This window comes from Ktedonosporobacter rubrisoli (assembly GCF_004208415.1).
Lineage (GTDB): Bacteria > Chloroflexota > Ktedonobacteria > Ktedonobacterales > Ktedonobacteraceae > Ktedonosporobacter > Ktedonosporobacter rubrisoli.
On record NZ_CP035758.1, the window covers coordinates 1,020,350 to 1,039,433 of the forward strand.

Sequence of the window (19,084 nt, forward strand, 5' to 3'; positions counted from 1 at the left end):
GTCTTTCCCTATATTATGCTTCCAGAGCACACAGTTTTGTCCAGGCTTAGGGAGAAAGATCGTCGGCTATAGGCTGCAAGCAAGCGCAGCTTCAATTCACCTTAATGCTCAAAAAGCTATTGACTTATTAGCTAGCTGAAGTTAAACTTTAAATAGGCAAAACGATTTTAGGGTATTAGGGCAATGCTGTCAAGCGCTACTTTATAAGGGAGGGTACCGATCAGATGTCAGGGGCTATTTCTTCTCAAGAGAGGATCTATCATATCTTTGGTGTACCGCTACGCACTGGCTCTTTTTTTCCAGGGAACGAAAATGATGCTCAAGCCTATCGCGAGGTCCAGATTCTGCAGCGCCTGGAGGTGGCCGGCTGCCAGGTCAGGGATGAAGGAGATTTACAGCTCCCAAGTTATCTTCCCCATCACAACATCGCTCCTATCAAAAACTGGCCCGGACCTCGTATCGCCTGGGACTATGTGAGTGAGCATATCAGGCCATTTCTACAGCAGCCCGGCCATATTCCCCTACTCCTTGGCTGCGATTGTAGCATGGTCGTAGGAGGTGTCCAGGCTCTCAGCGAGCTTAACTGGCGCCCCATCCATGTGCTCTACATCGATGGCCATATTGACGGCGTTGCCCCGCAAGCTCATGAATGTGTAAGCGCGGCGGCTATGGGACTCTGGCTGATCACGCAGCAATCTCCCTTCTGGCCCGGACCGCTGCTCGATCCTTCCCAGATCACCGTTATCGGCTGGCACGACGCTTTGGGCTCTACCTGGGAAGAAGCTGGCTCTTATTCTCTGTCTCGACTACGAGAAACCGGAGCACGCGAGATAGCCCAGCAAGCGCTTCAAGGGATCGCAGATGAGGCAACAATCCTGCTACACTTTGATATTGATGTGATAAGCAAGCACGCTATGCCCGCAGCCTATGCCACAGACGAAGCAGGGCTGAACCTGGCAGAAGCCCGGACCCTACTAAACGTTCTGCTGTCTGACCCGCGCATCGCCCTGATTGAAGTAGCAGAATATGCGGCGCTCCGCGACCTTGAGCTAAGTTATGCCTCCACAATTGTTGATCTCCTGGTCGGTGCGCTTGGCACAAAAAATAACGTCGCGAAGCCCTAAAACTAGAGCGAGGTGCCTGGCTATTTCTAGCGCTCCCCACTGGCACTTTCTAAGAAGTGCCCCTGGAGCAGCGTTTCTTCAGTCCGGAAGCTCCGCAAAAAGACTTGAGCACATTCAGGCACAGCAAAAAGCAGATAGCTAGCTGATTAACTATCTGCTTTGAGGGTTGCTATAAAGCAGCTGGAACGGGCTAACCTTTGATAACCCGCGCTTTACGTCGCCGCTTTTTGGGTGGCGACATCACAGCTTCGTAGGCCTTGATTAAATCGAGGGGAGGGAGAATCTCCCAGCGGGCCGCCAGCCAATCTTTGCTCCAGCGCGATTGCGCCTTATCGACAGGTGTGAGACAGATTTGTTTGCCAATGATCCCCATACTTTCCAGGCGTTCCAGAGCAGACTCGATGCGCGGCACAATCTCGCTGGTAAGGTGACGCTTCTCGGCCTCAATCATGCTAGCGGCCAGTAGATCTGACATAATAATAGGCGTGCTGAAGTTGCCATCTTTGGCCTGTTCGCGCCAGCGCTCGGTCAGATAGAGCGCAAGGCGCAGCGCATAACGGTCATTTTGGGGATTGAGCGTGAAGATCTGATTGTCAATCTGGGCCAGGTGGTAATTCTGATGCTGCTCATAGGTGCCAATCCAGCCGCCGGGAGCAACTAGAAAACCGAGAATGACTTTATCGCCCCAACTTGTGGTACGACTCACCGTATCATAACGGATATAAGGACCGTCGACCTCAATCGAGGTTGCCTTGCCGCGAATAGTAATCTTGCAGGTGCCCCGCACATGACAGGCCGCCAGCAGGGCCAGGTCTTGAATTACCCGCTGGCGATGCTCAGGTCGATAGCCATCAGTGTAGCGCTTGTTCGTACCAGTACCGGGATGGGCAACCCGACTGTGCTTTTGAATACCCTGCCACTGTAAGATCTCGTCTAGCAGGATAGCCACGCTGCCTTCTTTAGAGACCTGTTTGTTATAGCGGCGCGTATTCCAGAGCCCAAGGATAATGCGCGCGGTAAGCACGGTACTCTCATTGAGTTTGCGAATTTCTTTGAGGGCCTCACTAATCTCTAACGGCCTGCCCACCTTCGCCAGATATACTTCAAGTTCGTTGGACGCGACATAGGAGAGCTCACCGCCATCTGTAGATTTCCATTGATTCTTGCGCGCCAGGGAAGCTTCGCGAACTGCTCGATCCGGATGATAGCTAGTAATCGTAAAGTGCGAATTCTGCTCGGTTGTGATGCGCTCAAAGAGTGCATGCTCAATCTCAACGGCTTCGATAGGGCTATCTTCGAAGAGGTCTGCCAGGTATTGCGCCTTCTGATCTTCATCCATCCCGGAAGTTCTCTCTGCCAATGTCTGATAGAGCAGAGAGGAGATTTCGGAATCCCCCACATCGAAATCGGTAGTAACTTTATCCGGGATCAATTGTAACTGCTCAAGCTCCTGTTGTTCCTTACCCATTACCTGCCCTTTCATACGAAACTTCTACCTGCGCCTCTCTTCTTGCGAGCCTCCACTTGCTACTCATCCAGGTGCAGCCCCAAAGAGAGATTGTTGTTTAAGGTACCTGCCTGGTCTTTGAAGTTACTGCTATCAGTGTAGCACAAAAGTATAACGTTTGAAAACGAGGTCATAGATACGGCTCGGCCAATCTGCGGTCTTTGGCTGTTCTGCTACATCTCTTTAGCTCACCAATACGTATTACTACTATCTACTTCGTTAGGCAACGAAAATGAGAGGAGTTGTTATGGAAACACAGTTTCGCACGGGACAGAGTATTAGTCCTCCAGAGCAGCCCATGGGGGATGGAAAGACCATTATGATTGTCGAGGATGATGTTGCCATCGGAAGCATGCTGGTAGAGATGTTAAGGCAAGAGACATGTTATCGTCCAGTCCATGTGACTACGGGGGAACAGGCCTTATCTGCTGTTTCCTCTGTTCATCCCCATTTACTTCTGCTTGACTATCGCTTGCCTGATATGACTGGAATAAATGTATATACTGAAGTTATGAATAACCAGCAAGCGCCTCCTCCGGCTATTATGATGAGCGCCTGTTTTCCTACGCGTCTACTCGCTACTGATCGCTTGACGTATCTGCAAAAACCATTCGAACTTGATCTTCTGTTAGAGAAAATTGATCAGCTGGTTGAGTCCGAGGAGAAAAAGATCTAGCTCTAAAGGGGTATCTCCACTGAGCTCTTGCTTCATTCAAGGCATGAGATGCCCCTCCCTTCGTAGCAAAAAGAATTTCCTTACGCGTGGCTAGATCACATCCCCGCAAATCCACTTCCGTTCGACCATCAAGCCCATGCTCATCATCAGCGCTGATCCAGATTTTCTCTGGGACCGCCTTATAGACCCCGCGCAAAGTTGCGCCAATCACTATGTCAACCGAAGGGGAATGCTGCCATCCCCGTCTGTGCAAACAGGCCAGGGCATAGCTCCATTCCTGGCTCTCAGTCAACTCAAAAGATGGCATGGGAGGTACTTTCAGGCGCGGGTAGGGTGGAGGGCCGTCAAGATAATATAGAAAAAGGAGGAAGCTGTCAAGAGCGCGATAGAAATATTTTACATAAAAATACAAATCATGACATGAAATGAACTTTGGCATGATTTGTATTTTTGATGAACTAAATGCAGCAAACATGCTGGGCTTTGAGGCTAGCCAGTTTCTGTTCAGGCAGAACTAGTCAAGCCGAGCCACCATTAATCTTAGAGGTCGCGCGTGCTGACAAGTTTTCCGGTTGGTATCCCAGACGACTGCGCGTGGCCACGGCCAACACCAGCGCGGTCATGCCAACCCCAACGAGCACTCCCGTCTCTGCATTCTGCTGTATCCATTGGGCAGAGAAGATGCTCGTCAGCGCTATCACGCGAAAAGCATCAAAGCTCGCATGCAACAGCATAACTATGAAGACGCTCTCTCGTGTATAGTTGAAGACCCAGGTGATGATAATAGTAAAGAAAATGCTTTCAAATGTAGCTACTCCAATCATGAGGAAGTCTGCTCCATTTCCCCAGCTTGTGAGATACAATGGCAGGCGCCAGCATTGCCATAGAATGCCGAGAATAACGCTTGCCAGCAAAGGGCTCAACTTCCGTTGCAAGCGCGGCAAGGCAAAGCCGCGCCAACCTGGCTCCTCGGCCAGCCCACCTATGAAGATTTCGACGAAAAAGAGGAACATGAACAGCCAGATGATTTGAAGAAGATCGGGATGAAAAGCCGTTACTCCCCCTGGCAATAGGAAGTATACAGCAGTAATGACTAGCGGGATACCGAAGATCACGACCAGATACCATTGCCAACCTATATCGCGAAGAAGCAAGCGGTGCAGCAAACGCCTCACGCCGGGCTTGCCTTCGGTGACCGCAGTCATCACAAACCCCGACAGGCACGGCCCCAGAAACGCTCCAGGAAGCATAGCGAGTAAAGTAACAAGCTGATCAGGCTGAAAAGACCAAAGGCCCAGCCCATCTTGCGAAAGGACATAGGGCAGCCAGGCGATCCAACTAAAGCTATAGGCCATTACGAAGTAAGAGAGTAACGCGTGACGCTGCATAAAGCCGCGAAATCCACTCCTTGACGATTCGGCAGTATGATAAGGTGACGAGACATGCATAAGAACCTCCTTATTCTTGAACGTAGCAGCACTATTTCATCATTGCTGAACCAGCGCCACTACGGTCTCGATGGTTCGTTCAATAGGCCTTCCTCCGAAACACGAGCAGGGCCGCCAGCAGCGGCACCAGCACAGCAACGAGGCAGATGAGCGACGCCATGAGTGGAAAACTGCCCATGAGAAAGGCCTGCTGCTCATTCCAATAGCGTTCCAGACCCTGCAGTCCTCCATTGGGCAGAACGATTGGCAAGAGCACCAGTCCGGCCATCACAAGCAAGGAGAAAACCACCGGACGAAGCGTGTCGGAAAAGAGGATGGAAAAGAAGAGGGCCAGCCCCAAAGGAACCAACGCCACAAGCCAGAGCAGCCCCGTTGCGATGAGCAGTGCCTGCACCTCCAGTGGCTGTCTCAGGGTCAGGCCAGCAAGGGCAAGGACCAGGCTGCTCAGCACGCTCACGGCCAGCAGCAGTCCTGCACTCACAGCATACCTGACCAGGAATAGGCGCGTCCGCCTGACGGGTTTACTAGGCAAGGGAAAGATCGGACCTGTTCTTGCCTCTTCAGCAATCAGCCCGCCTCCTAAAACAGCCGCGAACAGGACCATGATAAGTGGCCCATCGGTAGCGAACCAGTGATGCCAGGTAAATGCCGAATAGTTCTTCATGAATGAGTCATGCGTGAGTTCCTGGAATAGAGGATAAGAGGGGTCACCGCATGCTTGCAGATATTTGGTATAGCAAAACCTGATAATATTGTCAACTGAGGACGCCAGGGCCAGGAGCGCAAAGGTGAGAACCTTCCAGCGCGCTTGCAGCACTTCTTTGGTGATCATGCTCTATCTCCCTTTAAGAGCGGCCCGCAGCAACTCTTCTAGCGGCACGGCCACTATCTCGTGATCATGCTGCGCATAGGGACGTGCTGCGAGAATCGCCGCCAACACCTGGGCGCCTTCCCTAACGGCTCAATCCCGAGCACATCCAGTAACCCGCAGGTCGTATTCCAGGGTATGCCTGAGCTGCTCATTAATTTTCCATAAAAAGTAACGTTGCTACGTATATTAATCTGTATTCAGATAAGCTTTTTTATCTAAGCGTAGTGATGTATTAAAACACTGATACGGAAAAATATTACGGGAAAAAGGTGGGACTGTCAAGAGAGAGGGGTCATAGGTCATATGCACTCTCAAGAGGTGATGCTAATTGCAGCCGACATGATCCTATGGCATAAATTACTCTGGAATTGACGAATGTGAAGCAGCAAGCACGTTGCGCTCTGAGGCTGGCCAGCTTCTATTAAGGTAGAAATTTTCCTTACTGTGGGCTTCTCAATTATTCGAGAGGTGGGGTGCGTAGCCTTCAGACCCAGGTATCTAATCCCTCATAGTCAGCTTTCGTTAGCAGCTTGAGGGATCAGAAGCAACAAATTTGCTAGCTCAGGCCTTCGCCAGTAGGCTATATGTTACTAATGAGCAGGGCTTGCGGGTGTTGACCCTCATACTCAGGCTTCCAGGCCAGCGCAAGATGTTCCCAATGTTCACCGGCATCGCAGGAACGATAGAGGCCCTTGTTGCTCAAAGCATAAAAGACGCCGGGCTCACTCTCATTGCAGGCCAGGGTGGGAGCAATCGTCCCTTCTGCTTCAGGCAGCCCATGGGTCACCTGGCGCCAGGGCTGGCCGGATGTCTTGCGATAGACGGCCGAGTTAGCGCTGACCTTAGTGGCATGGGCATGTGCGGGCGTGGTAGCTCCTGAAATGATAATCGTATCTGGATCGGCAGGATCGACGGCCAGGCCCCAGAGATAGTGGTGCTGCAGCCCTTGATGGAAACGCTGCCAGGTTACGCCGCCATCATAGCTCTCGCTATAACCTCTGCCCGCTTTAATAAAACCATCTCCGGCTGCTGAGTAGAGCCGATCAGGCGCTTGAGAATGCATAAGGAGGGTATGCGTATCCAGTGGGCCATCAGGCTTGCGATCTTCCCAATGTTTTCCGCCATCCTGGCTCCTGAGTACAGCCCCGGCCTCAACTGCGACAAAAATGCGGCCCGCAATGTGCGGATCAGGCGTAATCCAGCGCGCATGGTTAGTAGTGGGACGAGGCGGAAAGCTCCAGGATGGAGCAGAGGGCAGCCCGCGCAACTCCTTGAGTTCCAGCCAGGAAGCGCCGCCATCCTCCGAACGAAAGATAGCTGTCGGCTCTGTGCCAGCATACACCACGCTATGCTCTCCTACGCGCTCATTGGAACTTACGGTTACCGCCATAATTTGGGCATAGCTAATTCCGTCTTCCTTCCCTGGTCGGCTCTCGCCAATTCTTTCCCAGGTATGGCCTGCATCGTTGCTACGCCATAGCCCCCGATCAAAGGTACCACAGAAAACCCGTTCTGGCCGCAGCGGATCAAGGGCCAGGCAGGTAGGTTCCAGGCCGGCAAAATGCTCTTCAGTCTGCCAACCTTCCCGCTGCTGCCGCGCAATCAGCAACACTCTTTCCATAGCAAGATATATCAGCAAAATTTTTCTCCTTTAACGAATTAAGTTCAACAAGCTTCAAAGCAAGTGAGGCACGGCAAAGATCATCCCTATCTTTAGCTTTATACGTCCTGAGGTCTATATGCCAGCTTAGCTTGAGCAAATGTCTGCTTAAGCTTGCCCCTCTATTTCTCATTTTAAATATATCACCCTGCTTTCCTCTCTGTACGCTTATGATCATCTATCAATGAATACCATATATTACTTCTCATGTAAAGAAGATAGCATTCCGGCAAGTTATCTCTCGTACTTAGTGTACAGCGGTACAAGTAAGCAATTGTCTAGCAGTAGAGCTATATAGCACTATAGCTTGCCCAGAAGAAGAAGAATAGAGTACTATATAAGTGTATGCGTAAAAAGGAGTTTCCAGCTCATCAACTATTACAGGATAACAGAAAAGGATGGAAAATTGGATGGAGAAGCCCTTGCATGATTCCCAGGCTGCAAGGAACGATCAGCCCCAAAGCAAATCCAGCTACGTTGTGGATGCCGAGAATGCCGCAGAGATGGCTCGCCTGACCAGGCAGGCCCGCATGCTAAGCCAGCATTTTGCGCTATTTCCTTGCGATATCGCACTACCAGAAGCGCCCCGCATTCTAGATATCGGCTGCGGACCCGGCGAGTGGGCTCACTCTGTAGCTAAGCACTTGCCGCAAAGCCAGGTCTTCGGCATCGATATAAGCGATTTAATGATCACTTACGCACGCTATATGGCCAGCAGCGAAGATATCTCAAACACAAACTTCCAGGTGATGGATGCTCGTCAGCCGCTGGCCTTCCCAGATGCTTATTTTGACTATGTTAATGCGCGCTTTATAGTTGGTATTTTATCGACCTCCCAGTGGGGCCCACTCTTACGTGAATGCTTCCGCGTTCTGCGTCCAGGCGGGCTGATCTGTGATATCGAACCAGAGAGTTTCGGCTCCACAACAGGTGATGCGCTTGGACGCTATAGCCTCTTCCTGACGCAGGCGAGTCGTTGTGCAGGAAAAGCATTTACCAGCTTTGGAGAGATGGTAGGTATTTCGGCGGTGCAGCCGCGCCTGTTGCGTGAAGCCGGTTTTCACCAGGTGCAGCAGGGGGCCTATATCATCAATTATTCGGCAGGCATGCCCGCCCACGATGCCATATATGACAACTTTAAGACCTTTATGAAGCTGCTCCAACCGTTTATTATCGCCCAGAATCTAAGCACCCAGGAAGAGCTTGAGCGACTTTATGCTCAGGCCCTTGAAGAGATGGAGGATAACGAATTTTGCGCCGCAGCCTTTTTCTCGCGTGTTTGCGCCAAGAAACCGGTCTGAGCGCTCATCTCTCTGCTTAGCGCCAGGCACCCTAGAATACGCATGCTCCTGCGGCTTAGAGAGGGCCCATATAAGCTCGTTTATTCGCTTAGAGAGCCAGAAGGGAAGACTTTTTGCTACTGGATTGTTATTGAAAGTAGAAGAAGCTCTTCCTGATCTATGGTTGAGCCAGAAGGAGATCATCATATGTTTAAACAAGTGCTCGTCCCGTTGGATGGCTCGGAGTTGTCCGAGCGCGCCCTCCCATATGCTCGGCGCATTGCCACAGCAAGTGGTGCAACCCTACACCTCGTATACGTAACGCCGGATTTGCATGATTATTCCTGGGTACCCGGAGCCCTCACCGTCGCCGACACTTTGGCGCAGGCCGAAGAGGAGACCGGTCGGGAAATGCGAGTCTATCTTGAGGGTTGGCGTACGCGCTTGAGCGCCGAGGGACTGCACGTACAGATTGAAGTGCTCTCAGGCAATGTGGCCGATTCGCTGTTGGATTACGAGCAAAAGGCCGCAATTGACCTTGTAGTCATATGCAGCCATGGCCGTAGCGGCCTCTCACGTTTCGCCCTTGGCTCAATTGCCGAACGCCTGCTGCGCCATGGACAGAAGCCAATTCTTATCGTGAAAGCCAGCGGTTCCTTGCCAGATCTGGAAAAAGCTGTAGTTCCGTTGGATGGTTCGGCACGCGCTGAAGAAGAGTTGCAGCTCATTGCGGGCCTGGCTCCCAGCCTGGTCAAGCATATCACCTTGCTCCGTGTTGTATCCTCGGCCGATGAGAGCATAGCGGCTGAAAGCTATCTCCGCGAGATTGCCCAACGCTTGCCGCAAGGCCTGACTGCCGAAGCCCAGGTTGTCGTAGGCGATGAGCCCGCTCAGGTTATCAGCGAGGTTGCTGGTAAACAGCAACTAGTGGTCATGGCAACGCATGGACGCTCACAGGCAGCGCGTTGGATTACAGGATCAGTTGCGCAAGACGTGGAGCACGCAGGCAGCCCTGCCGTGTTGCTCGTACGAGCCCGCTAAAGAGAGGAAGCGCCGAGCCCCGGTTTTAAATTACCGGCGACTCGACGTGGCCCGCCTTTCTGGATAAGGCAAGCAATTTCTCCCCCGCATTTTTTAGTCGCAGCCTATAAGCTCTCGTCAGGTTTCCCGCTCACTTCGTGCTTCCGCGATAAAGGTCGCCGCAAAAGGACATGGGGACCAAGGGGAGGAAGATCAAAGATGTCTCCCTGCCTCACAAAGCCAAAGCGCGCATAAAAACCCTCGACCGCAGCGCGCCCATTACACCAGATCTCGCCAGGTTGAGCATAACTAGCAGCATGCTCTATCAGCGCCTGCAGAATCCTGGCTCCGAGACCTTTTCCCTGCGCCTCCCTGGCGACAGCCATGCCACGTATGCGCCAGCCATAGCCCTCAGTAGATCCATCCTGGGCCTCCCTAAAGATAGAACCAACGCCAAGCAATTCTCCCTCACGAAAATAACCGGCATGGAAACTATGCTCGGCTTTATCAAGGGGATAAGCACAGGCTTCAAGGGGCTGGTTGGGGCGAAGAATCCGATGGCGCAACGCGTAGGTTGCTTCTGGCTCAATAGCACGAACTTCATCAGTCATAAGCAAAGTAATTCCTTATCTCTTTACACGCCGGGTTAACGTCCGGGGCGCTGTATTCCTCGTCGTAGCAGCCCGGCGGCAAAGAACAGGATTTTGATAGGCGGTGAACCTGCATACGGCAAGGATGTAGGGGGCTGCTCCAGATTAAGCCCAAATGCTTGAGGAAGCTTGTTAAGCTCTAGCACTGCAATAGCGCGGGCACCTCCGCGCAGCGTATCATAGTATACATTTTTGAGGTCATCGGCAGCAACTTCAAGCCAGCGTTGACGAGGATTACTTCCTTGCCGCTCAAAAGCTACTTGCTTCAAATAGCCTATGCTTAGCGCATCGCGTGGAATACCATACTTGCTGGTTAATAGTTCCAGATAGTCCAAGCTGAATTGAATATACCAACCCCCATCGATGAGGCGACCAAAGGGAACTGTCAGAAAGGCTTTGCCATCGGGAGCCAGTAAATCATAGATTCTGGCGATGGCTTTGAGTGGCGCTTCAAGATCGGTTTTGAGATTTCTAGCACCAAACTGGCCAGTAGGAGCGCAGTTTTGCCCAATATGCTCCATAGTTGAGATTGAGATAATCGTCTGATATTTTTCTTGTACCTCTAGCTCAAGAATATCAATGTTGTCTATGCCTTCCGCACGCTCAAACTTATCAACGATATGCCTGTGACGAACCTCAAGCGCGTCGCTCAAGCCGTTTTCGTAGTGGCGCAGCACGTTCCCTACTTCAAGAATAGGAACATGCTGGCGTCGGCTGGCCAGAAAGGCAAAGGCCAGGGGTATTTCTACAGCGCGCTCGGCCCGATTATTGTAGGCAATTCGATTATAGATATGCCTCTCGCCACGAAACAGGAAATGACTTTCCCAGGGAGTAGATGCTGCATTAATTGCAGGAATAAGTGTGTTCGTATCCGGAGGACTGACATCGTATATAGTCACGGGCGAACTCCTTTTATAAAATGATTCTGTGTTTAAAGGAATTGTACCATTTCTCAGGAGATGCCGCGCTATATTCAACATCTTCACCTCCCTATTTCTTCTCCTGAGGTCTTTGCCCTCGCTCGCTGCTAAGCAAGGATCGCCAGGTTTGCTCAGCTGGCTACTTCCCGCCAGCTACAGGATTATACATAGGATGCCCGGCGGCCAGGAAAATGTGACAAGAATATATTACCAATTTTCCCAGTGTATCACTCCTTCGACAGGATGGCGGGGCGCCTGCCGAAAAGTCGTTCCCCGGCTGTAGGCCAGAGGGATGAGGGCTACTTGCATGATTCGTTCATAGGGCAGCCCAAGAACCTGCGCCGCTTCGCGCTCATGATAGAGGTGTAGCGTGGTAAGACATGTTCCCAGTCCCCGCTCACGCGCTGCCAGCATAAAGCTCCAGGTCGCCGGCAAGATGGAGCCCCAGGCATTGGCCTGCTCTACAACAGCCTCGCCATCTACGCGATCCTCGATGCACGGTACAATAAGCACCGGGACCTCGTGGATATGTTCTAGAAGATAGCGGGACGAGGCCTGAAACTTCAAAATGGCTTCTCGCTCACGCGGTGCCGTCCCGCGCATCGCTACAGCCTGGCCTGTCCGCGCCAACTGGCAATACGTAGCAAAACCCTTTCGATAGAGATCACCAAGTTGTTGCCGCCTGTCAGCTTCAGTGACAACCACAAAATGCCAGTTCTGATTATTGGAGCCACTGGGCGCCTGAAGAGCCAGTTCTATGCAGGCTTTGATAACCTCCGGCTCGACTGGCCGGGACAGATCAAGGCGCTGACGCACAGCTCGTGTGGTACGCAGTAGTTCGTCAGCAGAGAGATCAAGCTTCATGGTTCCCTTTCGCTTGTGAAGTATTTCTTTAGCTAGTTTTAGCACTATCTAACTACTCGAAAGAAAAAGGCATGCACCAACTGCAATTCCCGGATACCAAGAATATCCATAAAATCTGGGAGAAGGCTAGCACATTTGCCCTGGAGAACATTCCACCTCAAGTATAAATGGGAGAGCGCATCTGATGCAACTACACCTGGCCTCAATCACGCTTGACAGACAATCCTCTGCCGACTATAATACATCTAATCGACCTACTATTCGATCTATATTTGCCAAGAAATCAGAAAGTAGAGCCAAGCAGATGTATGAGCTGATCATCCTTTCGCTGCTTATGCGCGTTCCGCTAAACAGGTATCAACTGGCCAAAGTTGTCAACGATAAGCTCGGGCCTCATGCAAAGCTGAGCAATGGAACGCTTTATCCGCTGTTGGCGCGTCTGGAAGCAGCCGGCCTGGTAGCGGTTGAGCCAGAGTCTGCCGGGAAGAGCCAGGAGCGGCGTTCGCGCCTTTTCCACATTACCGAGGTTGGTCGGCAGCGCTTCCAGCAATTGATGATGGATACTTCATCATACCAGGCGAACTATCAGCAAGCCTTTCTGTTTAAGGTTTCTTCGCTGGACCTGCTGCCTCCGGCCAAGCGTTTCTACGTGCTCAACCACTACATTACTTACTGCCAGGCCCATATCCTCCACTTCACCACAGAGGCCGAGAATCTTGCGCAGGATCTGGCCAGCGTACCTTTTCCCCAGGCCTTTCAGGAGCGCTCAGCCCTGGCCATCCGTCACCTTATTCAGCATTGGGAATCCGAGGCCGCCTGGGCTATGCAGGTTCGCGATCTCTGTACGCACGAAATGGAGCAGGCAGGAAGCGCCAAACCAGCGGATGCCCAACCTTGTTGAAGGATCTTTTATCCCGTCAAGAAATGGCGCTTAATGTTTATCATGGAGGCTAATCGTGCAGAAACAGAGCGAAATATTCGAAATCGCGCAGCTCATATACGCTGAGCGCCATTGGCGCGATACAGGCCAGTGGGAAAGAATGCGCAGCGCTTATCATCCCACGGCGACGGTTCGGGTAGCCTGGTTTCGTGGCAGCGGCTTTGATTTTGTTGAGACTTCAAAGCATGCTCATGGCCGTAGCCTCTCGAAACATCGGCTTGCCCCTTGTATTGTGTGCGTGAATGGAGATCGAGGCACGGCCGAGACGGATACCATCGTTGAAATCAGGCTGACATATGAAAATTATGAGCTCGATCTGTCGTCAAGGTGTCGGCTTTTCAGCAGAGTACGCCGCGATGAGGGAATCTGGCGCCTGGCCAGTCTTGACGTTATCTATGAAAAAGATAGCGTCTCACCGGTTAATCCCTCCGTACCTCTTCCCATCGACTGGGAAGAGATAGAGCAGTACCGTCCGGCTTATCGTTTTCTCTGCTACTACAACTGGCACGCCTTCAGACGTTCCGTTGAGCTTGATTTACCTGGAGATGACAGGCCCGAGCTAGTCGCTAGCCTTTACGCAGAGGCAGAGGCCTGGTTACAGCAAAGGTAAGGCTGAGAGACGACCTGATAAGATATGCGCAGCATTAGTTGAAAGAAAGAAACAAAACTATGAATTCTGCTCCCAACATCAAGGTACTTAGCAAAATTAAAGTGTTCGATGGCCGTACGCGCGAAGGCTTTGGTCAGATCAGCAATCTAGAAAAAAATGCCGACGCCTTTATCGCCAGGCGCGATCAGCAATGGTGGATGTTTTTTTCAGGGCGCGAGAGAAGTGAGCATACTAACGTGGTCCAGCTCTGCAGCGCTACGCTCCCGCCGGGTGAGTGCCTGAGCAGCACCAACTGGCGTATTACGACCGATCCTACCGATCCGACAAAGGCCTTGCCCTTACTTCCCCCACCACCAGAGGGCGCCTGGGACGCCACGGGCTACCATTGTCCAGCCTATGTGCGCGGCTGGAATCCTGCACTTAACGCAGGTAAAGGCGGCTGGCAGGAGCGCATCTATTACGCCAGCTGCAAGCAATGGAGCCTCGAAGGTCCCTACGCTATCGGCTGCGTGGAGTGGGATGGCACGGCCTGGACGCGCCACGAGGAGCCGGTTTTGCAGGGAATTGAGGCCTGGGAAAATAACAATGTGGCAGAACCATATGTGATCTACCATGACGGGAAATGGCGAATGTGGTATTGCGCCGCGCCATCAGGGCAATACATAACCGGCTATGCCGAGAGCCGCGACGGAATCAGCCAGTGGGAAAAGCGGGCTCCTTTTTTCGCACAAGAGATATTTGATGCCGCTGTCTTACAGGTCAATAAGCGCTACGAGATGATCACCGCGCGCCGCGCTCTGCGGTTTAGCTTCCACGAAAGCTCGCTGTCTGCGCAAGACGGTCTGTGGTGGTCTTACTGCGCGCAGCTCTCAACGCATCCCCAGGATTGGAGCGAACCGCTCCAACTGCTTCAAGCCGACGACGGGACATCCTGGCATAAAAATGGTGCCTGGCACCCAACCTTCCACTACGACGAGCAAAGGCCGGATCGTATGTACGTATTTTTCAACGGTTTATATCAGGACACACATACGCCGTTTGGCCTATCAATCGGTCGCCTTGAATGTAGCCTTGAATGAGAACTTAGCGATCTTGCTATGTGAATAAACTGTAATACAAAAACGAGGGATATTTCTGTTATAATATAGGCAAATATATCATACGCGGGCTTTACTCACATACTCGTACAGAGGCAACTCTTACGCTTACCCGCCAGTCTCCGTAGCGCAAAAACTTGAGTGCTTCCCCTACCTTTGAGTTTTACCGTATCTTCCTGGCACAGAGGGTAATTTAAGTTATCTCGCTCTCTGCCCATCAGCTTCAAGGCCAGAACACATTGTACAGCACGGAAGAGAAGAAATTAAGGAGGGAATTGCAAGCTATGGCAACAGAATTGCAACAGCGCTATCGTGTTAAAGGTGCTGCATTTGGGGCTCGCGGATGTTCCTCATGCACATGTAATCCATGCGACTGTAATCCTTGTAATTGTGGGGATAGCGTTAGTCTGCCCCTCTGGCGCGTAAGTGGCTATGCTATTGAGAGCGGCGAAATTAACGGTCGGGAGGTCGCACACCTGCTCCTCCTCAGCTTATCTCAGCCGGCGCCAACGGGAAACTGGCAGGAAGTAATTCTCATTGACGATAAGGCCAGCCACGAACAGGCAATTGCCGCGCTCGCTCTCTTTGAGGAACGTATGGATAGCCTTCCCGCCGAGCTGGGTGCATCCTCTAAAACGCCCAAAGCAGTCTATAGCGTTCCTATGCACTATGCCCTCACTGAGGCCGGGCCGGTTCTGCGCGTCGCCTTCATACCAGAACGGGCTGCGCAATTGCGCGGAGCTCCATTTGAGCCTCTCCCCTGGCACTATGAGGGCCCCATGGCTTTGCGCGAAACCTTTGCACTATCCTCCTCATAAACGAGGATCAGGCAGCGGGAGATTAGCCTTGATCAAAGCAGAAGGGCTTTTCTCCTGCTGCGGTACACAGTGGTAGGAGACTAAGCGGGAGGAAGTTCTTTTTGCTGTACCTCACAGCGCTCAATCACGTGCCCAAGGGGTTGTAGAGCGCTCTCAATATGTGCTATGCTAGTCTTGCTGCTTTCGTAGCGCAGCGAGACAGATTTAGCGGGAAGAGACGTCTCGACGACCTCGACAGTAGGAACGGTATCTAAGGCGGATACAATCTTCTTTATGCAGCCCTGGCAGCCGATTTTTGGTAGCGTTAGCGTTACATATTCATGCATTACAGTTTGCTCCCTGGTTGTTGTCAGCATGCGCTCACTGCATATCCTCACCGAACTAGCGGGGAATAGGACGGCGAGCCCGGATGTCAGGAGCACATTGGACATTAGAGGAGAGTTCTCTCCTTCTCCGACACCAGAAGAGTATAGCCTACGCTGCTCGGCCTGCCAATTGGGATGAATCCCTATATATTCCGTTTAGCACTCTAGCAAAAAATGTTTATAGGTGGTATGGATACAGAGGAGTATATGTAGTCGAAACTACTATCAACTCTGCCACCTGTTTCCAATATTTGTCAACTCTTTTTTGTCTACTCTTTTAGTCTGCTTTTTTCGCCTGTAATATCAAATCAGTTGAAATAATGATTATTTGGGGACACCCTTGTCATCGCTTTTCAACCGAATTTGATATAAGGGGCTGAATGCAGGCTCTCAGGCTGGCAAAGGGAATAAACATGCAATAAAGAATTGTTTCTATCCAGGAGGTTAATTACAACCTGGATAGTTAAGTTCTTTTCTTCACCTGTGGCCGCCTTTGCTTCTACTGTATATTTTCTAGCTCGCTGTGGATAATTAGGGGGAAAGCACGCTTCTAAGGCTATTTTATGTCATCTAACAGGTTGTTGTGCTCAACGGCGAGCAAGGTGAGGGAGTAAAGATAGATTTGTCAGGCCAGCCCTGCTGCGGGTTTTTTCAGAAGGCTTGACAACAATACGATATATCGGTATTATTATTACCAATATTATCGATATATCGTATTCTATGCTGTTTCTAAGTAAAGCCGGATAAGACTAGTTGAGGAAACTATATGGAAACCATTCCTAAGGAGCCTACGTACACACCGGGGGCCAGCTCATTGCCGGGGGAAACGTCTATGAGCAACCGGCCTTCACAAGGCGCGAAATTTTTTCTACAATGACAGGTGTGCTTCTGGTTATGCTACTTGCCTCGCTCGACCAGACCATCGTGGGCACCGCCATGCCGCGCATTATCGGCGAATTTCACGGTCTTGACCGCTATGTATGGGTCACGACTGCATATATGCTTACTTCCACGGTGATGATCCCGATTTACGGTAAGCTCTCAGACCAGTTTGGGCGCAAACCGATCTTCCTGGTAGGAGTTGTACTTTTCCTACTGGGCTCTGGCCTGTGCGGGGCAGCCCAGTCTATGGATCAGCTCATCATCTTCCGCGCTTTCCAGGGCATAGGAGCCGCAGCGCTCATGCCTATCGCGATTGCGGTTATCGGCGATCTCTTCACGCCACGCGAGCGCGGAAAATGGCAGGGCGTTACAGGTTCAATCTTTGCCCTCTCTTCAATCCTGGGTCCCGTGCTGGGAGGCTGGATTACCGATAGCTTCTCCTGGCGCTGGGTCTTCTATGTCAATCTGCCTGTGGGCGTCGCAGCCTTGCTTGTGTTAATCTTCCTGATGCCTATGCTACGCCAATCGCGGGGTAAGGCGCGCATCGATTACCTTGGCGCGCTGCTACTTGCCCTGGGGACGGTCCCGGTTATGCTGGGTCTGAGTGGTGCTGGCTCGCAATTCGCCTGGCTCTCGTGGCAAACGCTCGTCTTGATCGGCGGAGGCCTGATTGTAATGGCTGGCTTCTTCTTTTACGAAGCCTATCTGGAGAGACACGACGCACAGCCTATCATCGATCCCAGCCTGTTTAAGAACCGCATCTTTATCATCTCGCTGCTGGTGAGCATGATTACCTTTATGGGCATGTTTGGCTGCGTTGCATTTTTGCCGCTCTATGCGCAAGGCGTCCTGAAGATCTCGGCAACCGATAGCGGCCTGGTACTCACGCCAATGATGCTCTCCATGATTGCCACAAGTACGATTAGTGGCCTGTTGCTCACGCGCTTTGGCAAATACAAGTGGATGACGATTGTGGGCATGATCGGTACAGTGCTTGGCGCGGCCCTGCTTCTGCGCCTTGACGTGCATTCCTATTACTTCGATATGATTATAGCGATGATCGTACTGGGTACTGGAATGGGCTTTGGCATGTCGCTCTATAACACGATTGTGCAAAACGCGCTGCCACATAAGATTGGCCAGGCCACTTCTGCCATGACCTTCTTCCGGCAGATCGGGAGTACAGTAGCCCTGGCAGCCTTAGGCTCGATCCTTACCTCGATGTATGCACCGGCCTTCCACTCTGCTTTACCCGCGCAGGTCAATCGGGCGGTTCCAAGCAAGGCCCTCAGCTTCTTCGATAATCCAAATGTGCTGCTTGATCCCAATGCTCAGCACGCTATCTCTACACAATTTGCCTCCTTTGGACAATCTGGCATGGCATTGCTGGGACAGATCCTTGAGGCGGTAAAGGTAGGCCTGACGCAAGGAATACACGCAACGTTTGTGGCCAGTTTCATTGTGCTGCTGTTCGGCATGGTGATTGTCTTCTTCTTGCCCGAGATCGAGCTGATTTCGCGCCGATCACCTGCCAATAAAGACGATGCACCTTCAGTCCCGATGATGCATTGATACATTGACACATAAACGTTCATAAAGCTAGCAAAAGAGAGCCACATTCCCAGACGGGAGGTGTGGCTTCTTTTTGTTCTTCTCGCCGTGCGTGCTTCTTACCAGCGCTCCCAATGCACCACTTGCGCCAATGGCACGCGCGGACCGGGACGAAAATCGCTGCCAATCGTGTAGGCAACAGGAATGAGGGCCGCCTGCATGATTTCCTCGTGTGGAATGCCGAGTAGCTCGGCAACTTCCCGCTCACAGAAAGGGCTGAGGGTCGTCCAGGCGGTTCCCAGGCCGCGCTCGCGGGCCGCGAGCATAAAGCTCCAGACGGCTGGCAAGATCGAGCCCCAGGTATTGGCCTGTTCTAAAATGGAGGCATTTTCAGTTCGGCCACGGATGCAAGGAATAACCAGGGCAGGCACTTCATGCAGATGTTCAAGCAAGTAATGCAAGCCCTCGTAGGTTTTGCTTGTGATATGTTCGCCAACTCTCGCTCTTGTGAAATTTGCTCCAGGCAGATGCGAGGCTGACAGAGCTAGCGGGTCGCGCGGGCCATGCCAATACACCTCGGCCAGGGCACGGCGCTGCTCGGGATCAGTGACGACAATAAAATCCCAACGCTGACGGTTGCGCCCGGTGGGAGCCTGGATGGCAAGTTCCAGGCATTCCTTTAGCACTTCTCGCGCAACAGGTCGCCTGAGATCTAGCCTTTTGCGCACTGCACGTGTGGTAGAAAGCACTTCATCGGCAGAAAGATTCAAATGTGGCACGATTCCCTTTTCTCCTTCAATC

Annotated in this window: 18 protein-coding genes; 9 read left to right on the plus strand and 9 right to left on the minus strand. The window is 51.9% G+C overall.

Translation table 11 applies throughout. The features are described 5' to 3' along the window. Positions 1 to 224: 224 nt before the first annotated feature. Positions 225 to 1,124: an arginase family protein gene (locus EPA93_RS04685; RefSeq protein WP_129885930.1), complete on the plus strand. Its 900-nt coding sequence runs from the start codon at positions 225 to 227 to the stop codon at positions 1,122 to 1,124. A gap of 190 nt (positions 1,125 to 1,314) precedes the next feature. On the opposite strand, the gene EPA93_RS04690 is transcribed toward EPA93_RS04685, so the two are convergent. Then, positions 1,315 to 2,607, minus strand: coding sequence for a hypothetical protein (locus EPA93_RS04690; RefSeq protein ID WP_129885931.1), 1,293 nt, complete (start codon positions 2,605 to 2,607; stop codon positions 1,315 to 1,317). A gap of 271 nt (positions 2,608 to 2,878) precedes the next feature. Between EPA93_RS04690 and EPA93_RS04695 the strand changes: the two genes are divergently transcribed. Next, a complete protein-coding gene (locus EPA93_RS04695) occupies positions 2,879 to 3,307 on the plus strand; it encodes a response regulator (protein WP_165422873.1) in 429 nt (142 codons plus the stop codon). Between the two features lie 518 nt (positions 3,308 to 3,825). Here the strand turns inward: EPA93_RS04695 and EPA93_RS04700 are convergent. The 3 genes from EPA93_RS04700 to EPA93_RS04710 all read right to left on the minus strand — a co-directional run bounded on the left by EPA93_RS04700 (position 3,826) and on the right by EPA93_RS04710 (position 7,265). Then, positions 3,826 to 4,755: a CPBP family intramembrane glutamic endopeptidase gene (locus EPA93_RS04700; protein WP_129885933.1), complete on the minus strand. Its 930-nt coding sequence runs from the start codon at positions 4,753 to 4,755 to the stop codon at positions 3,826 to 3,828. Between the two features lie 79 nt (positions 4,756 to 4,834). Then, positions 4,835 to 5,587, minus strand: a complete 753-nt coding sequence (locus tag EPA93_RS04705) for an ABC transporter permease (protein WP_129885934.1) — start codon at positions 5,585 to 5,587, stop codon at positions 4,835 to 4,837. Between the two features lie 619 nt (positions 5,588 to 6,206). Next, positions 6,207 to 7,265 carry a WD40/YVTN/BNR-like repeat-containing protein gene (locus tag EPA93_RS04710; RefSeq protein ID WP_129885935.1) on the minus strand — a complete coding sequence of 353 codons (1,059 nt, stop codon included), beginning with the start codon at positions 7,263 to 7,265 and terminating at the stop codon, positions 6,207 to 6,209. A 431-nt stretch (positions 7,266 to 7,696) separates the two neighbouring features. Between EPA93_RS04710 and EPA93_RS04715 the strand changes: the two genes are divergently transcribed. Both EPA93_RS04715 and EPA93_RS04720 read left to right on the plus strand, forming a co-directional pair. Then, the gene (locus EPA93_RS04715; protein WP_165422874.1) at positions 7,697 to 8,587 is read left to right on the plus strand and encodes a class I SAM-dependent methyltransferase; all 891 of its coding nucleotides are present in this window, start codon (positions 7,697 to 7,699) and stop codon (positions 8,585 to 8,587) included. Positions 8,588 to 8,773: 186 nt separating this feature from the next. Continuing rightward, positions 8,774 to 9,607: a universal stress protein gene (locus tag EPA93_RS04720; protein ID WP_165422875.1), complete on the plus strand. Its 834-nt coding sequence runs from the start codon at positions 8,774 to 8,776 to the stop codon at positions 9,605 to 9,607. 104 nt (positions 9,608 to 9,711) lie between these two features. On the opposite strand, the gene EPA93_RS04725 is transcribed toward EPA93_RS04720, so the two are convergent. The 3 genes from EPA93_RS04725 to EPA93_RS04735 all read right to left on the minus strand — a co-directional run bounded on the left by EPA93_RS04725 (position 9,712) and on the right by EPA93_RS04735 (position 12,020). Further along, on the minus strand, positions 9,712 to 10,197 hold the full coding sequence (locus EPA93_RS04725) for a GNAT family N-acetyltransferase (protein WP_129885938.1): 486 nt from the start codon (positions 10,195 to 10,197) through the stop codon (positions 9,712 to 9,714). A 35-nt stretch (positions 10,198 to 10,232) separates the two neighbouring features. Then, positions 10,233 to 11,135, minus strand: coding sequence for a class I SAM-dependent methyltransferase (locus EPA93_RS04730; protein ID WP_129885939.1), 903 nt, complete (start codon positions 11,133 to 11,135; stop codon positions 10,233 to 10,235). Between the two features lie 228 nt (positions 11,136 to 11,363). Continuing rightward, positions 11,364 to 12,020 (minus strand): nitroreductase family protein, encoded by a 657-nt coding sequence (locus tag EPA93_RS04735; protein ID WP_129885940.1) that lies wholly within the window; start codon positions 12,018 to 12,020, stop codon positions 11,364 to 11,366. Positions 12,021 to 12,204: 184 nt separating this feature from the next. Here EPA93_RS04735 and EPA93_RS04740 point away from each other — a divergent pair, with 184 nt between their 5' ends. From EPA93_RS04740 to EPA93_RS04755, 4 genes are all read left to right on the plus strand, one after another. Next, positions 12,205 to 12,921 carry a PadR family transcriptional regulator gene (locus EPA93_RS04740; protein ID WP_129885941.1) on the plus strand — a complete coding sequence of 239 codons (717 nt, stop codon included), beginning with the start codon at positions 12,205 to 12,207 and terminating at the stop codon, positions 12,919 to 12,921. Positions 12,922 to 12,976: 55 nt separating this feature from the next. Then, complete coding sequence (locus tag EPA93_RS04745; RefSeq protein WP_165422876.1) at positions 12,977 to 13,570, plus strand: nuclear transport factor 2 family protein; 594 nt, start codon at positions 12,977 to 12,979, stop codon at positions 13,568 to 13,570. A gap of 59 nt (positions 13,571 to 13,629) precedes the next feature. After that, on the plus strand, positions 13,630 to 14,649 hold the full coding sequence (locus EPA93_RS04750; RefSeq protein ID WP_129885943.1) for a hypothetical protein: 1,020 nt from the start codon (positions 13,630 to 13,632) through the stop codon (positions 14,647 to 14,649). 302 nt (positions 14,650 to 14,951) lie between these two features. Beyond that, positions 14,952 to 15,485: a DUF1326 domain-containing protein gene (locus EPA93_RS04755; protein ID WP_129885944.1), complete on the plus strand. Its 534-nt coding sequence runs from the start codon at positions 14,952 to 14,954 to the stop codon at positions 15,483 to 15,485. A gap of 80 nt (positions 15,486 to 15,565) precedes the next feature. On the opposite strand, the gene EPA93_RS04760 is transcribed toward EPA93_RS04755, so the two are convergent. Continuing rightward, on the minus strand, positions 15,566 to 15,916 hold the full coding sequence (locus tag EPA93_RS04760) for a heavy-metal-associated domain-containing protein (RefSeq protein WP_129885945.1): 351 nt from the start codon (positions 15,914 to 15,916) through the stop codon (positions 15,566 to 15,568). Between the two features lie 747 nt (positions 15,917 to 16,663). Between EPA93_RS04760 and EPA93_RS04765 the strand changes: the two genes are divergently transcribed. Beyond that, positions 16,664 to 18,304, plus strand: a complete 1,641-nt coding sequence (locus tag EPA93_RS04765; protein ID WP_277989005.1) for an MDR family MFS transporter — start codon at positions 16,664 to 16,666, stop codon at positions 18,302 to 18,304. A gap of 98 nt (positions 18,305 to 18,402) precedes the next feature. On the opposite strand, the gene EPA93_RS04770 is transcribed toward EPA93_RS04765, so the two are convergent. Further along, positions 18,403 to 19,062 carry a nitroreductase family protein gene (locus EPA93_RS04770; protein WP_129885947.1) on the minus strand — a complete coding sequence of 220 codons (660 nt, stop codon included), beginning with the start codon at positions 19,060 to 19,062 and terminating at the stop codon, positions 18,403 to 18,405. Positions 19,063 to 19,084 lie beyond the last annotated feature (22 nt).

Bases quoted from the DNA above. Each gene is read 5' to 3' on its own strand.
- EPA93_RS04685 (WP_129885930.1), top strand. From the start codon at position 225: ATGTCAGGGGCTATTTCTTCTCAAGAGAGGATCTATCATATCTTTGGT.
- EPA93_RS04690 (WP_129885931.1), bottom strand. From the start codon at position 2,607: ATGAAAGGGCAGGTAATGGGTAAGGAACAACAGGAGCTTGAGCAGTTA.
- EPA93_RS04695 (WP_165422873.1), top strand. From the start codon at position 2,879: ATGGAAACACAGTTTCGCACGGGACAGAGTATTAGTCCTCCAGAGCAG.
- EPA93_RS04700 (WP_129885933.1), bottom strand. From the start codon at position 4,755: ATGCATGTCTCGTCACCTTATCATACTGCCGAATCGTCAAGGAGTGGA.
- EPA93_RS04705 (WP_129885934.1), bottom strand. From the start codon at position 5,587: ATGATCACCAAAGAAGTGCTGCAAGCGCGCTGGAAGGTTCTCACCTTT.
- EPA93_RS04715 (WP_165422874.1), top strand. From the start codon at position 7,697: ATGGAGAAGCCCTTGCATGATTCCCAGGCTGCAAGGAACGATCAGCCC.
- EPA93_RS04720 (WP_165422875.1), top strand. From the start codon at position 8,774: ATGTTTAAACAAGTGCTCGTCCCGTTGGATGGCTCGGAGTTGTCCGAG.
- EPA93_RS04725 (WP_129885938.1), bottom strand. From the start codon at position 10,197: ATGACTGATGAAGTTCGTGCTATTGAGCCAGAAGCAACCTACGCGTTG.
- EPA93_RS04735 (WP_129885940.1), bottom strand. From the start codon at position 12,020: ATGAAGCTTGATCTCTCTGCTGACGAACTACTGCGTACCACACGAGCT.
- EPA93_RS04740 (WP_129885941.1), top strand. From the start codon at position 12,205: ATGCAACTACACCTGGCCTCAATCACGCTTGACAGACAATCCTCTGCC.
- EPA93_RS04750 (WP_129885943.1), top strand. From the start codon at position 13,630: ATGAATTCTGCTCCCAACATCAAGGTACTTAGCAAAATTAAAGTGTTC.
- EPA93_RS04755 (WP_129885944.1), top strand. From the start codon at position 14,952: ATGGCAACAGAATTGCAACAGCGCTATCGTGTTAAAGGTGCTGCATTT.
- EPA93_RS04760 (WP_129885945.1), bottom strand. From the start codon at position 15,916: ATGTCCAATGTGCTCCTGACATCCGGGCTCGCCGTCCTATTCCCCGCT.